General features: G+C 57.2%; 11 protein-coding genes and 1 pseudogene. 2 read left to right on the forward strand and 10 right to left on the reverse strand.

Going from position 1 to position 13,479, the window contains the following annotated elements; all coding sequences use genetic code 11:
- Positions 1 to 11: 11 nt before the first annotated feature.
- The 5 genes from BSK43_RS21285 to pcsA are packed head-to-tail and all read right to left on the reverse strand — an operon-like array spanning position 12 to position 5,341.
- Positions 12 to 932: an ABC transporter permease gene (locus BSK43_RS21285; RefSeq protein ID WP_077471144.1), complete on the reverse strand. Its 921-nt coding sequence runs from the start codon at positions 930 to 932 to the stop codon at positions 12 to 14.
- Positions 929 to 2,014: an ABC transporter permease gene (locus BSK43_RS21290; protein WP_077471145.1), complete on the reverse strand. Its 1,086-nt coding sequence runs from the start codon at positions 2,012 to 2,014 to the stop codon at positions 929 to 931. The genes BSK43_RS21285 and BSK43_RS21290 overlap by 4 nt, the downstream gene beginning before the upstream one ends.
- On the reverse strand, positions 2,004 to 3,578 hold the full coding sequence (locus BSK43_RS21295; RefSeq protein ID WP_077471146.1) for an ABC transporter ATP-binding protein: 1,575 nt from the start codon (positions 3,576 to 3,578) through the stop codon (positions 2,004 to 2,006). The genes BSK43_RS21290 and BSK43_RS21295 overlap by 11 nt, the downstream gene beginning before the upstream one ends.
- 41 nt (positions 3,579 to 3,619) lie before the next feature.
- Positions 3,620 to 4,603 carry a quinone oxidoreductase gene (locus BSK43_RS21300; RefSeq protein ID WP_077471147.1) on the reverse strand — a complete coding sequence of 328 codons (984 nt, stop codon included), beginning with the start codon at positions 4,601 to 4,603 and terminating at the stop codon, positions 3,620 to 3,622.
- A gap of 12 nt (positions 4,604 to 4,615) precedes the next feature.
- Positions 4,616 to 5,341, reverse strand: coding sequence for a phosphatidylcholine synthase (pcsA, locus tag BSK43_RS21305; protein WP_068386530.1), 726 nt, complete (start codon positions 5,339 to 5,341; stop codon positions 4,616 to 4,618).
- A 213-nt stretch (positions 5,342 to 5,554) separates the two neighbouring features.
- Here pcsA and BSK43_RS21310 point away from each other — a divergent pair.
- Positions 5,555 to 6,756: pseudogene (locus tag BSK43_RS21310) on the forward strand (UbiH/UbiF family hydroxylase).
- Here the strand turns inward: BSK43_RS21310 and BSK43_RS21315 are convergent.
- Both BSK43_RS21315 and BSK43_RS21320 read right to left on the reverse strand, forming a co-directional pair.
- Entirely contained in the window at positions 6,733 to 7,695 is a 963-nt protein-coding gene (locus BSK43_RS21315) for an AEC family transporter (protein ID WP_077471148.1), read from the reverse strand. The pseudogene BSK43_RS21310 and the gene BSK43_RS21315 overlap by 24 nt on opposite strands.
- Before the next feature lie 52 nt (positions 7,696 to 7,747).
- Positions 7,748 to 8,500: a cytochrome c biogenesis CcdA family protein gene (locus BSK43_RS21320; protein ID WP_077471149.1), complete on the reverse strand. Its 753-nt coding sequence runs from the start codon at positions 8,498 to 8,500 to the stop codon at positions 7,748 to 7,750.
- Between the two features lie 272 nt (positions 8,501 to 8,772).
- Here BSK43_RS21320 and BSK43_RS21325 point away from each other — a divergent pair, with 272 nt between their 5' ends.
- Positions 8,773 to 9,072, forward strand: a complete 300-nt coding sequence (locus tag BSK43_RS21325; RefSeq protein WP_077471150.1) for a PsiF family protein — start codon at positions 8,773 to 8,775, stop codon at positions 9,070 to 9,072.
- A gap of 175 nt (positions 9,073 to 9,247) precedes the next feature.
- Here the strand turns inward: BSK43_RS21325 and BSK43_RS21330 are convergent, their stop codons facing one another.
- The 3 genes from BSK43_RS21330 to BSK43_RS21340 form a co-directional block, all read right to left on the reverse strand.
- The gene (locus BSK43_RS21330) at positions 9,248 to 9,451 is read right to left on the reverse strand and encodes a hypothetical protein (RefSeq protein ID WP_077471151.1); all 204 of its coding nucleotides are present in this window, start codon (positions 9,449 to 9,451) and stop codon (positions 9,248 to 9,250) included.
- A gap of 692 nt (positions 9,452 to 10,143) precedes the next feature.
- Entirely contained in the window at positions 10,144 to 10,620 is a 477-nt protein-coding gene (locus tag BSK43_RS21335; RefSeq protein WP_246662642.1) for a hypothetical protein, read from the reverse strand.
- A 1,517-nt stretch (positions 10,621 to 12,137) separates the two neighbouring features.
- Positions 12,138 to 13,343, reverse strand: coding sequence for a site-specific integrase (locus tag BSK43_RS21340; protein WP_077471153.1), 1,206 nt, complete (start codon positions 13,341 to 13,343; stop codon positions 12,138 to 12,140).
- Between the last annotated feature and the right edge of the window lie 136 nt (positions 13,344 to 13,479).

Consider the following 13,479-nt stretch of genomic DNA (forward strand, 5'->3'; position numbering starts at 1 on the left):
GCTGTTTGTCTTCAGCGCTCCGGAACGAAGGGCTTGCCGAGCGACGCTGGCGTGTTGATCAAGGTCGCGCGACGATTTTGAGAGATGATGACGAGAACCACAATAGTCGATGCGTAAGGCAGCATCGACAGGAATTGTGAGGGAATACCGACGCCAAAACCCTGGGCGTGAAACTGCAGGATCGTAACGGCGCCAAAGAGATAGCCGCCGGCCATGACACGCATCGGCCGCCAGGACGCGAAAACGACGAGAGCCAGCGTCACCCAGCCGCGGCCGGCAGACATGTTCTCAACCCATTGCGGTGTGTAGACGAGCGACAGTTGCGCACCGGCGAGCCCCGCACAGGCGCCGCCGAACATCACGGCCAGATAGCGCGTACGGATGACGTCGATGCCGAGAGCGTGAGCCGAGCCATGACTGTCACCAACGGCGCGCAGCTTCAGGCCCGCGCGGCTGCGGAAGAGGAACCAGTTAACGCCGATGAGCAGCGCAATCGACAGGTAGAAGGTCAGGTCCTGCTTGAACAGCACCGGCCCGAGAAGCGGGATATCAGACAGGAACGGGAAGACGATTTCCTGCAGCTGTACGCCCGGCACGCTCACATAACCCTCGCCGATCATGCCGGAGAGGCCGAGGCCGAGAATGGTCAGCGCAAGACCCGTGGCGACCTGATTGGTAACGAGTGTCAACGTGAGAAAGGCGAACAGCTGTGAAAACAACGCGCCGGCAACGATACCGGTGATGAGGCCGACATAAGGCGAGCCCGTCATCTGCGCGCCGACGAAAGCGGCGACCGCGCCCATGATCATCATGCCTTCGACGCCGAGATTAAGCACGCCAGAGCGTTCCACTACCAGTTCGCCGAGGCCCGCAATGACGAGCGGCGTCGAGGCGGTGATGATGGTCAGCAGGATTGCTTCAAAGATGCTCATGCCGCACCTCCCCGAACGCGCGACCAGACCAGACGGATCTTGTAGTGGATCAGCGTATCGCAGGAGAGCACGAAAAACAGCAGCAGCCCCTGGAAGACGCTTGCCGCCTTGGCGGAAATGCCGGGCGACAATTGCGCCGCCTCACCGCCGAGATAGGTCAGCGCCAACACAAACCCGGACAAGATCGCACCCAGCGGATTGAGACGCGCCAGGAACGCAACGATGATTGCGGTAAAGCCATAGCCCGGCGAGATCGCCGGCTGAAGATGGCCGATCGAACCTGAGACCTCGGAAATGCCAGCAAGGCCCGCGAGCGCACCGGAAAAGAGAAAGGAGAACCAGACCATTTTCCGCGACGAAAACCCGGCAAAACGCCCTGCTCTGGCCGATTGGCCGAGCACGGTTATCTCGAAGCCCTTTAGCGTGTATTTGATCATGAACCAGGCAAGGAGAGCCGCAACGATGGCAAAGACGATCCCCCAATGCGCGCGGCCGGAATCCTCCCAGATTGCCGGCAACACCGCCTCAGGCGGAAAATCGATGCTTTGCGGAAAATTATGGCCCTGGGGATCGCGCCACGGTCCGCGCGACAGCCAATCCAGGAAGAGTTGCCCGATATAGACGAGCATCAGGCTGGTCAGGATCTCGTTGGTATTGAAATGCGCCTTCAGCAGCGCCGGAATGGCGCCATAGAGAGCGCCGCCGATTGCACCGGCAATCAGCATCAACGGCAGGACCATCGGCGAATGCCAATCGGTGAAGACAATCGGAATGAACGAGCCGGTAACGGCCCCGATCGAGAACTGACCTTCCGCTCCGATGTTCCAGTTGTTGGAGCGGTAGCAGACGCAGAGGCCGACGGCGATCAGGATCAGCGGGCCGGCCTTGATCGCCAGCTCGTGCAGCGACCAGACTTCCAGCAGCGGCTCGACGAAGAAGGCATCCAGCGCCTCCACGGGATCCTTGCCCATGATGGCGAACATGATGGTGCCGGCGATGAGCGCCAGCGCGAGGGCAAGCAGCGGTGACAGGATGCCAAACAGCTTCGAGACCTGCGGGCGCTTTTCAAGTTCAATGCGCATGCGCGGGCTCCGAATGCGTCCTGGATTCATGCATACCGCCCATCAACAAGCCGATCTTTTCGCGTGTGAGTTCGCCGGCTGGATAGGATGGCGACAGACGCCCTTCCGAGATCACCGCTATCTCGGTCGCGACTTCAAAGATCTCGTCAAGGTCCTGGCTGATGACAAGCACCGCCGAACCGTCGCGGGCGAGATCTACCAGCGCCTGCCGGATACGGCTCGCAGCGCCTGCGTCCACGCCCCAGGTCGGCTGATTGACGACCAGCACGCTCGGCTGGCGATCCAGCTCGCGGCCGACGATGAACTTCTGCAGATTACCGCCGGAAAGCGCGCCTGCGGCCGGATCATCGCCGCTCTTGCGCACATCCATCGCCTCGCAGATCCGCTTGGAAGCCTGCTTGACGACGCGGTGACGGATGACATTGAGGAAGCGACCGAGCAGGAATGCCTTACGGTCGGATTGGTTGCGGGCCAGCACGAGATTGTCCGAGAGCCTCATCGCCGAAACGGCGGCATGGCCATGGCGCTCTTCCGGCACGAAACCGGCCCCGAGCAACCGGCGGGCATTGATACCCTTGGTGCCAACGGCCTTGCCGCGCACATGGATCAGATTGTCTGACGGGACTGTGTATTCACCGGAAATGACATCGAACAACTCGCCTTGCCCGTTTCCCGCAACGCCTGCGATCGCCAGCACCTCACCGGCACGCACGCGCAACGAAACATCCTTCAGCGACATGGCAAAGGGCGTACGCGCCGGTACAGTCAGACCTGCGACCTCCAGCTGGATGTCGCCGGGTTTCCCAAGTCCTTCATGCTGCACGCTGGCGACATCGCTGCCGACCATCATGCGGGCGAGCGAGCCCGTCGTTTCCTGCCGTGGGTCGCAGGCACCGGTCACCTTGCCGTGGCGAAGCACCGTGGCGCGCGAACAGATGCGCTGCACTTCTTCGAGGCGGTGGCTGATGTAAAGCACCGAACGCCCTTCGTCCCTTAACTGGAACAGGGTTTCGAACAGACGGTCGGCCTCCTGCGGTGTCAGCACCGAAGTCGGCTCGTCGAGAATGATCAGCTTCGGATTCTGCAGCAGCGCGCGGACGATCTCGATACGCTGGCGCTCGCCAACGGAGAGGTCGGCAACATGCGCATTCGGATCGAGAGGCAGGCCATAGGCACGCGACAGCTTTGCCGCTTCCTCGGATATTTTCGCGATCGGTATCTTGCTGTCGAGCGACAGGGCGATATTTTCAGCAACCGTCAGCGCTTCAAACAGCGAGAAATGCTGAAAGACCATGCCGATGCCAAGCTTGCGGGCCGTCCCCGGCGCGTCGATCGCAACGGGCTGGCCCTGCCAGACTATCTCTCCATGCGTCGGCTCCAGCACGCCGAACAGCATCTTCACGAGCGTGGATTTGCCTGCGCCGTTTTCGCCGAGCAGAGCGTGAATTTCGCCCGGCTGGATTTCCAGATCGATTTCATTGCAGGCGGCAAAACTACCGAATAGCTTCGTCAGTTTGCGAACCGACAACAACGCGCCGGCCGCCGGTACATCAGATGATGACACGTTCCCCTCATTTCCTTCCCACCGTCCTGCCCTTTACGGATCTATGGGATCAGTAGTGTAGTTCCACTCGTTTTCCTGGCTTCCAGATCCGCGTGTGCGCGCCCTGCATCAGCAAGCGGATAAGTCTGATGAATATTGATACGCACTTTGTTGCTTTGCACAACAGCAAATAACGCCCCGGCGCTGGCTCTGAGCTCTTCAGGTGTGGAGACATACGCGAAAAGGCTTGGACGCGTCGTGAAAAGCGAGCCTTTCTGATTGAGGGTAGCGAGATTGAAATTCTCGATCGGCCCAGAGGACTGGCCGAAGGTAACCCACATGCCGCGCGGCTTCAGGCAGTCGAGCGACTGCGGAAACGTGTCCTTGCCCACTGAGTCGTAAACGACATCGACGCCCTTGCCACCGGTGATCTCCCGAACGCGCTCGGTAAAATTTTCCCGGCTATAGTCGATGACATGGTCATAGCCATGTGCCAATGCCAGTTCGACCTTTTCCCGGGAACCGGCCGTCCCGATCACCATAGGCGCCCCAAGCGCCTTCGCCCACTGACCGGCAATCAAGCCAACGCCGCCGGCAGCGGCATGGAACAGCAATGCGGTGCCGGGGCCGACCTTGAAGGTGCGATTAAGCAAGTATTCGGCCGTCATGCCTTTCAGCATCATCGCAGCCGCCGTTTCGAGCGGGATGTCGTCGGGCACCTTGACCAGATGGCGGGCCTTGATGTTGCGCTCGACACTATAGGCGCCGTCACTGCCGGCATAGGCGACGCGATCTCCAACGGAAAAATCGGAGACGCCGGGGCCGACGGCGGTAACCGTGCCCGCGCCCTCCTTCCCCAGCTGCAGCGGAAAGCGCGACGCCTTATAGAGGCCCGACCGCAAATAGACATCTATGAAATTCAGGCCAATGGCGGCCTGGCGAATCTGAACCTCACCGGCACCAGGAGGCGGCAGATCCACCTCCTCCAACTTCATGACCTCCGGGCCGCCATTTTCATGGATCTGAATGACGTTCGTCTTAGTCATGATGCGCAATCCTCATTGACGCCCGAGAGACGGGAAAAACTGCAGCACGGCGCCGATGCAATAGAGATAGATACCGCTGATGATAAACAGGACAACGGCCCATTGCGGCATGACGAAATGCATCAACAGCGAATAGACGCCCAGCGCCGACCAGAACAGGAATATGCCGAGATTGAGCGGTCGCAAGCGTTTGACGCGTACCGGGTGCAGGAAGTTTATTGGCAGAAATGTGAGGACGACGGAAACGCCGACCACGATCATGGCGGTCGTGGCGCTCGCATCGATCACGAAGAGCGTGAAGATCACCATGTTCCAGACCACCGGGAAGCCAGAGAAGAAATACTCCTCAGTCTTCATGCCGGTATCGGCGTAATAGATGGCGCTGGAAACCACGATCATGCCGGCGGCGACAAAGGACCAGGGCTCGCCGATCATGCCGCTTTCATAAAGCGCGAAGGCCGGCAGCAGCACATAGGTCACATAATCGATAATATTATCAAGCGTATCGCCGGACCAGTTGGGCAGGACTTCCTTGACCCGCACCTTGCGGGCGATCGGCCCATCGATGCCATCCACCAGCAGCGCCAGACCGAGCCACCAGAACATATCGACGAAGCGATGCTCCGAGGCCGCGACCACGCCGAGAAAGGCGAGAAAAGATCCAGATGCCGTCAATATATGTACGGAGAAGGCACGAATCTCCGCATATGGCACCCGTTTATATTTGAAGATTTTCATCCGCCCCATGACTCGTCGGTTTATGCGCCTGCCCCGGCAGACGGTTTTTCTCGCTAATATGCATCCTTTGGTCTTCACCGCCAGCGCAAAAGCGTTCGTCCCCGACACGCTAGCGCGAGTTCCTGTCATTTTCACCCGCTGCGATGTTTCATCCCATGGATTTCAACAGGCTAAGCGCCTATTTTCAGAACGAGAAGCAATTGAGGCATCGATATGAAGCAGATTGAAGTGGCCGTCATCGGCGGGGGTCTGGCCGGTATGATCACCGCATTCGCGCTTGCGCGCGGCGGAAGATCCGTCGCCCTGGTGGCAGCGCCACACAACAAGGCCGACAAGCGGACGACGGCGCTGATGGATCAATCCATCCGCTTCCTCGAGCGCCTGACGTTGTGGGAAAAGATCGCACCGTCCGCGACCCCGCTGACGACGATGCGGATCATAGATGGCACATCGAGACTGCTGCGTGCGCCGACCGTCTCCTTCCGATGCTCGGAAATCGGTCTCGACGCTTTCGGCTACAATATTCCGAATGCCGTGCTGCTCGACACGCTCGGCAAGGCCATCGAAGCGGAAGGCAATATCAGCCGCATCGAAGCCACCGCTTCGGACATCAGCTTTCGCGATGATGGCGTGACGATTGCGATCGACAATAGGGAACAGATCGAAGCCGCTTTCGTCGTCGGCTCCGATGGCCGGAATTCCATGGTGCGCGAGTCCCTGGGCATCAAGGTCAAGGGCTGGTCCTATCCGCAATCGGCCATGGTACTGAATTTCGCACATACTCTGCCGCATCAAAATATCTCGACGGAATTCCACACCGAAAGCGGTCCGTTCACGCAGGTGCCCCTACACGGCAACCGCTCCAGCCTCGTCTGGGTGCAGAAACCTGCCGAAGCCGCGGCCAATGCCGAAAAGTCGCTGGAAGAGCTCGGCAGGCTGGTCGAAGAGCGGATGCAGTCTATGCTCGGACAGGTGACGGTGGAGGATAATGTTCAGGTATGGCCGCTCTCTGGCATGACGGCCCGCCGCTTCGGCAAGGGCGCGCCGCCCTGATCGGCGAGGCCGCCCATGTCTTTCCGCCAATCGGGGCGCAGGGCCTCAATCTGAGCCTGCGCGATATATTGGCGCTGTCCGACATTCTCAGTGGCACGACGGATCAACCCATCTCAGCTTCCGCCGGTGACCGGTTCGACAGCAAGCGGCGCGCCGACATTATCAGCCGCACGACGAGCGTCGACTTGCTCAACCGCTCGCTTCTTTCGGATTTTCTGCCGGTGCAGATGTTGCGCGCCGCGGGGCTGCATGTGCTCTCCGCCATCGCGCCGCTCAGGAATATCGTCATGCGCGAAGGCATCGAGCCCGGCGGCAGCCTGCGGAACTTCCCCTCAATGCTAAGAGAAAAGCTGCGCCGGTAGCGCACCCGACTTTATCAGATAGAGCAACAATGAGACCGTCACCACGGAACAAGCCGTGGTGATCAGGATTGTGGCGGAGGCCCGCTCCTGCCAGACGCCGTACTGCTGACCGATGACGAAGACGTTCGTCGCCGTTGGCAAGGCGGCCAGCAACATTGCCGCTTCGATCCAGATCGCATCGAAGCCGCCGACCGCCTGCAGCACGATATAAACGATGAGCGGATGCAGGATAAGCTTTGCCGGCACGATATAGCCGATCTCGACCGGCACCCGCTTCAACGGACGCAAGGCGAGCGTTACACCCATTGCAAATAGTGCACAGGGTGCTGCCGCTTGCGCCAGATAGTTGATAAATCGCTCGAAGGCCGTTGGTTGGGGAATTGAGAGCGCGGCCACGGCAAAGCCCAAAGCGGTCGATAGGATGAAAGGGTGCAGCAGCACTTTCCGGGCGATATCTCCAGCCAGGCGCCAGATAGAGCGCTTGTCTCCACCTTCGAGCGCCATCAAAGCCGGCGCGACGATGAAGTGGAGCGCGTTTTCGAAGCAGACTATCAACGCGACCGGAACGGCTGCCTTCTCTCCCAGGGCCAGAAGTGCCAGGCCCGGTCCCATGTAGCCGATATTGCCATAGGCTCCCGCGAATGCCTGGATGGTGCTGTCGGCGAGCGAATTGCGGCGCAGGAAACGCCCGACGAGAAATAGCAGCAGAAAAATCGAATAGGTCGCGGCGATATCGGTAGCGATGAAATCGATGCGTGTCAGTTGCTCGATCGGTGTCTGCGAAACCAGCTTGAAGAACAGCGCCGGCAAGGCCGCATAGATGATGAAAGTATTGAGCCAGCCAAGCGCTTCCGCCGGCTGTTTGGTAATGCGCGCGGCGGCATAGCCGTTCAGAATCAGGCCGAAGAACGGCAGCAGCAGACCGACAATGTCAGCCATCGGGCATGTTCCATTTTGCCAAGGAAATGAAGGTGAAAGATGTCGCCCCGGCTTAGCCGATTTTCATCAGGATTGGAAAGGTCTGCTGAAACCAGATCGCCATATCGCTGACATAGCCGAAGATGAAGGCCAGCCCCGTCAGCACCAACAACCCGCCCATGACCTTCTCCACCGTGCCGAGATGGCGGCGGAAGCGGGACAGAAAATTCATGAAGGCGCCGGAAAAGCCCGCGGCGATCCAGAACGGAATGGCAAGGCCCAGCGAATAAACAGCCAACAGACCGGCGCCGGCGCCAACCGTCTCGCGCGACGCTGCCACACCGAGGATAGCGCCGAGAACCGGGCCGATGCAGGGCGTCCAGCCAAAGGCAAAGGCAAGGCCCATAATATAGGCGCCCGTCAATGTCGCCGGTTTGCCGTTTCCTTGAAAACGCGCTTCGCGAGCGAAAAGACCGATGCGGAAAACACCGAGGAAATTCAATCCCATAACGACGATTATAAGGCCGCCGATCTTCGAGAGAATATCGAGATGCTGGCGCAGCAACAAGCCGATCGACGAAGCGCCGGCGCCGAGCGCGACAAATACGGTCGCAAACCCCAGCGTGAAGAACAGCGCCGATATCAGCACATTGCCGCGAACGCTCGGTCCCTTCGCCACGGCCGCGCCGCCACCACGAAACTGCTCGACGGAAATTCCGGCCATATAGCAGAGATAAGGCGGCACCAGCGGCAGCACGCAAGGAGAAAGGAACGAAAGCGCCCCGGCGATCAAGGCACTGAGAAGCGATATATCGGCAAGCGACACGATGGACTCCGGCTAGGTCATTTCGCCCTCTTCCTACCGTCGCGGGTACGGGAAAGCCAATCACCTTTTCGAGGGAGCAACCTCACAAAGTTCCGCCGCGAGCTAACAATAAAGCCAATCCAGCCACCCGAAGCCGGCGGACAAAGGGCGCGACCAACGGTCGCAGAACGGCCTAACGAACGAATTGCTTTTGCAAAAATATTGGTTCAAGCTGGGACCGTTCGTTGAACAACGTGCATTCCACCCAAGTACTTAGCGGAGGAACTACCCCCATGCGAATCGTTACTATGTTCACGACTGCAGCCTTTGTCGCTCTCTTCAGTGTAAGCGCCATGGCACAAACGGCGACCCCCAGCACCACGACGACAACACCGAGCGCCACAACCACAACGCCAAGTGCTACAACGGCAGCACCCGCAGCGAAATCGGCAACGACCAAGCCAAAGGCCATGAAGCCGGCTCAGACTGCCGTTTCCAAGGCATGCTCGGCTCAGGCCGATGCCAAGGGTCTCCACGGAAAGGCTCGCGCCAAGTTCCGCAGCGACTGCAAGAAGAGCGGTGGCAAGGCATAAAATCTGACATTGCCCTTATCCAATGGTCAACTTTACCGCCGAAATGGCGGTAAAGTTGATTTTGGTGATCTAAGCATTGCTTCCTGGCAAATCCTCACACTGAGAGACGCCTGCTTATGAGATCTCAACGCCAGCGTGGTTTGCGCCAACGCCTGAGAAGACATGCAGCGGCATTTTATTTGCCTTTCGGCTTGAGCTCCCTTGTCACCGGATCGACTTTTCCATCCGCCAGCCTATTACGCGGGTCTGCAACAAGCGCGCTCTTACCTGTCGTATCCGCTGCCTTTTTCACATCATGAGCCTTGCTATGCTGTATTTTTGCGAGTGACTGCTCGTTTTCCTTGCCGCGCTTTGGGTTTAGGGATTGATCATGTACCAAGGTGGTTCTCCTTCTTCTGAAAGTGAAACACGGCCGATTCGATTAGGTTCCGCAGAAAGCAACCTCTCAATCGCCCTGCAATCGCGTGCGCGCCAAAATAGCAGGCGGCGCTGAAACTATCTGTCAGATAGCCCGTATATCTCAAAAAGCATGGACCGGCGTCTGCCCAGACAAACCGGAAGATTCCACCTGTCGCCGGCGCCCGCACTGCACCGGAGACGGCGGCAAAGGACGCCTCCGCGCCGATGCCGCGGCGTCCGGCGATGGGGCGTTAAAACCCTTCGCCGGACGCGCTTTTTCAGCCGATCAAAATGGATAGCATGGCGGGAGTGTCGAGAGATATGCGCACACTATATTAGACACTGTACTTTTAGCGACATCATATATTATAATGCGACGATTGATGCGATTCATCATGAATCTAAACGTCTTAGTTTCACTGACGTGTGAGGAATCTGATCATGACTTCAATCGAGAAAACGAAGCTTGCTCGGCGCATAATGCTCATATTGCTACCGGTCTTCGGTGGCCTTACTGTTGTTGGGATCGTTGCACTTTCAGCGATGGCATAGGCGCAGAGCTAGCTAGACGGCGGCTTGAGAAAAGCTGTGCGCGGCCGATCAAATCCGAAAACCTATCTGCAATTAATACCGCACGGAGCGTGTCACATCGCATTTCTGCGACCGAAGCCCTTACAAGCAATCGGAGCTGTCGACCGAGAAAGAGTAATCCTTGCCCTTGAGCTGGTAGATGTAATTGGCGAGGGAAGCTTCACCGGACACGAACTTCGGCAGCAAGGAATTGCATAAATCGGAAAGCTGGGCGGATTTGACGAGAGGCGCATCGAACCAATCGTCATCGAGGTCCAGATCATAGAAATAGCTGTAGATGCTATCGGTCAGATCTATTTTCTTCAGCGTGGTTTGCTGATCGATTTTCTTGGGCAGATCCTTGTTGGCGAACACCAGCGGATACCGGTTAGCAAGCTGCGGAAGCACAAATTGCTCCGTAACCGGCGTTGTCATGGCCACCCCCAACAAAGGCAGCACGCTCAGCGGTATCGCCACCTTCTTCCTGGCGATCACACCGAATAAAATCCCCAGGCCACCCAGCAAACCGCAAACGATCGCGTAGATTTCCCATGAGGATAGTTCGGCCAAAAATTCCATTATGCGTCCATCGTCTTTATCGGTCGTCTCATCGGCTTTGGTTATTTTAGCGCCAGATCACCGCTTTTCGCCAGTCACTTTTCAGCGCGCAGCATGGTTTGAAGGCGGAACGCCGATGTGAGCGCAAGCGCTTCCAGGGAGCTCACGGTGCTCTACACTCCCGCATATACCTCCCCGGCCCGCCGCCAGGCAATCACCAGATCCGCCAACCGCCCAATTGCCAGCATGATGGTTGCCGGTCACTAGAGATCACGACATGGAAAAGCGCCCGATCCCGATCAAAGGACTGATCGCAAGCAAGCCTGCGAGAACAATGCGAGTAATTGGGGGGATCACCAATGCAACCGAAATTCGGTGGTGAGAGCGATGGGGCTCAAACCCGTGACCTACTTATTAGAAATCGGTGCTTTGTGTAATGTTTTTCTACCGCGTAAAAATAGACTGCGTCCGATATCGATTATGCCAAATCAACGACATATGAAACGTTTGCAAACTGCTATCTTCTACCATGACAACCAATTTCGACACTGCGGCCAATGGTGATGAATGGACCTCATGGCAGAAATCAAGTCATCAGCAGTTGCCGAAAGTCATCCTGATCGAGATCTCGAATACCAAGCAATATTGAGCACGATCCGTAGTCACCAAACATCTTTATCAGCGGCTGCCTAGACAGACCCGTCATAGCATGCGCGCCAGCAAAAAAGGCGCCCCGAAGAGCGCCTTTGGCATTTTGCAAGAGATCAGAACCTAGTTAAATAAGACCAGCAGGATGATCCCGACCACAGTCAATGCCCCAAAAATTGGCAGTAGTATTTTCATTATCAGACGAAACAGCTTCTTGCGTTCGTTCAGGGTCAGCGTGACCCAGCGCGAATTTGGTGGTGACATTAACTCCCCTGGCCCCCGACAGCAGAGTCGCATTCGAAACTTAAACGACGCTTAATGTCGTTGTTTATCCGACGAAAAACGGGGCGTGCGATGCCGACGGTTGAATAGATTCGATCCAACCAATCTTAAAGATGGTATTCTGTCGTTCTGATCTTGAAGATAGGTCTGCACTCGCGTTTTGAAGCCTCGTCAAAGTCGCGGCCGGCCTATGAATTCTCGAGCCAGTAATGGTGAGAATGGTGTTTTCTCAAATTCCGAGGCGATTCTCGACGCTCATTACCCGGCGGTAAAGTCCAATTGGCCGAGCAGGCGATCGCTAAGCTTGAGGCATTTCAGGAAGCCAATAAGCAGGCGGAAGCGGATGAAGCTTGGAGCGACAGAACGGGTTAGGAACGGATTCTGCAAACTGACTGCGAAATTTGCAAACCGATAGTATCAGTTAGCAGGTTAGCGTATTAATTTTGTGATGGCAAATCAACCACTTACTGTGGTGAGAGCGATGGGGCTCGAACCCATGACCTACTGATTAAAAGGCTTTAGGTAATGCCATGCTTCGCAGTGTATATGGCGTTTTGTGCGCCATTTATGCGCCATGGAGAAGGCGGTAACAACCGTAAATCTGGTCATTATGCGAATAAATCGGAACTGATTTTGTCCATCGCGATCTTGTGACTTTCGGCCGGAAAAAGGTGACCGTAGCGGTCCATTGTGATCTGAAATGTCGCATGACCGGCAAGAGTCTGAACTGCCTTCGGCGATAACCCGGCTTCGATCCAAGTAGATATCGCGAAGTGACGCAAAGCGTGCCAACCTATGTCCTCGATCGCCGCCAACTCAATGATGCCTTTGCGCTCGGTCTTCTTATCGCTTTTCCAGTTGCGCTTCATAAAATTCGTATGCCGAGTATAGCTGCCCTCAGTGTCCGGAAACACAAAATCATCGTCGCCCGCGAATTTCGAATCAATTCGCCATTGCTTAAGTGCATTCACATGGGCCGCGCCTAGCGGAACTTCCCGCGTGCCGGCTTCAGACTTGGTGACGCTAAAGGTGCCGAAAGCGTCGACTCGCGTGTCAACCTTCACACTTCCGGCCGTTAAGTCGAGCTTGCCCCAGCGCAACGCCCATTGCTCACTCGCGCGCAGACCGGTGGTAGCTGCGAACATAATGCCTAGGGTGAGCCACGATGGCGGCTGATTGCCTTTAGGGCGCTTGCCGGGCTGGGTAGCGACGAGCGTTAGCTCGACTTCGCGAGCGGCTTTCTGGATTGCGGCGAGTTCTGCCTTTGATGGCGGTGTCACTTTCTCGCTGCCCTCGCCTCGCTTCGATGTCACGCGGACGCCTTGGGCGACGTTTGCGGCAACCATATCCTGGCTCACCGCATAGCGCAGAGCGCGCGACAGAGCACCAATCACCCGCCGCACTGTCGGTATCCCCACGCCAGCATCCTTCAGCGTGTCGATGAGTCCCGAAACCGCCCGCGCGGTTAGTTCGGAGAGCTTGATGTGGCCGATGTGCATTTTGACATGCGTATTAAGCTGCCCGGTCGTATTCCGCAGATACATTGTCGTCACCTTCTCCTCGCGCTCATGTCGCTTCTCAAGGTGCTTGACGAAAAGGTCTATTGCGTCAACGACAGTCTTCTTTTTAGCGTCCTCGCGAAAAGCGCCGGTACTCACCTGCCCTTCGACTTCAATACGGCGGGTGTCGGCTTCCTTCCTACGGGGGAACTGCTCTTTGTGTCGCTTGCCGGCCTGGTCTGTATACGCGAGCACCCACGCTTCCCTTGGCTCGCCTTTGCCGGTTTTCCATTTCCGCTTTGTGATTGTAGCCATCGAATTTCTTGACCTACTGATTGCGCGGCGCACAATAACAATTGTGGCTGTAGCCGTACACCATTGAATTTAGCACATTCAGTGAATCTGGGGGAAAACCTCAGCCCACTGATTGAAATGCCGAAGAGACGGCCAC

Source organism: Rhizobium sp. P44RR-XXIV (assembly GCF_001999485.2).
Taxonomy (GTDB): domain Bacteria; phylum Pseudomonadota; class Alphaproteobacteria; order Rhizobiales; family Rhizobiaceae; genus Rhizobium.

Bases quoted from the DNA above. Each gene is read 5' to 3' on its own strand.
- BSK43_RS21340 (WP_077471153.1), bottom strand. From the start codon at position 13,343: ATGGCTACAATCACAAAGCGGAAATGGAAAACCGGCAAAGGCGAGCCA.
- pcsA (WP_068386530.1), bottom strand. From the start codon at position 5,341: ATGAAAATCTTCAAATATAAACGGGTGCCATATGCGGAGATTCGTGCC.
- BSK43_RS21290 (WP_077471145.1), bottom strand. From the start codon at position 2,014: ATGCGCATTGAACTTGAAAAGCGCCCGCAGGTCTCGAAGCTGTTTGGC.
- BSK43_RS21315 (WP_077471148.1), bottom strand. From the start codon at position 7,695: ATGGCTGACATTGTCGGTCTGCTGCTGCCGTTCTTCGGCCTGATTCTG.
- BSK43_RS21300 (WP_077471147.1), bottom strand. From the start codon at position 4,603: ATGACTAAGACGAACGTCATTCAGATCCATGAAAATGGCGGCCCGGAG.
- BSK43_RS21325 (WP_077471150.1), top strand. From the start codon at position 8,773: ATGCGAATCGTTACTATGTTCACGACTGCAGCCTTTGTCGCTCTCTTC.
- BSK43_RS21335 (WP_246662642.1), bottom strand. From the start codon at position 10,620: ATGGAATTTTTGGCCGAACTATCCTCATGGGAAATCTACGCGATCGTT.
- BSK43_RS21285 (WP_077471144.1), bottom strand. From the start codon at position 932: ATGAGCATCTTTGAAGCAATCCTGCTGACCATCATCACCGCCTCGACG.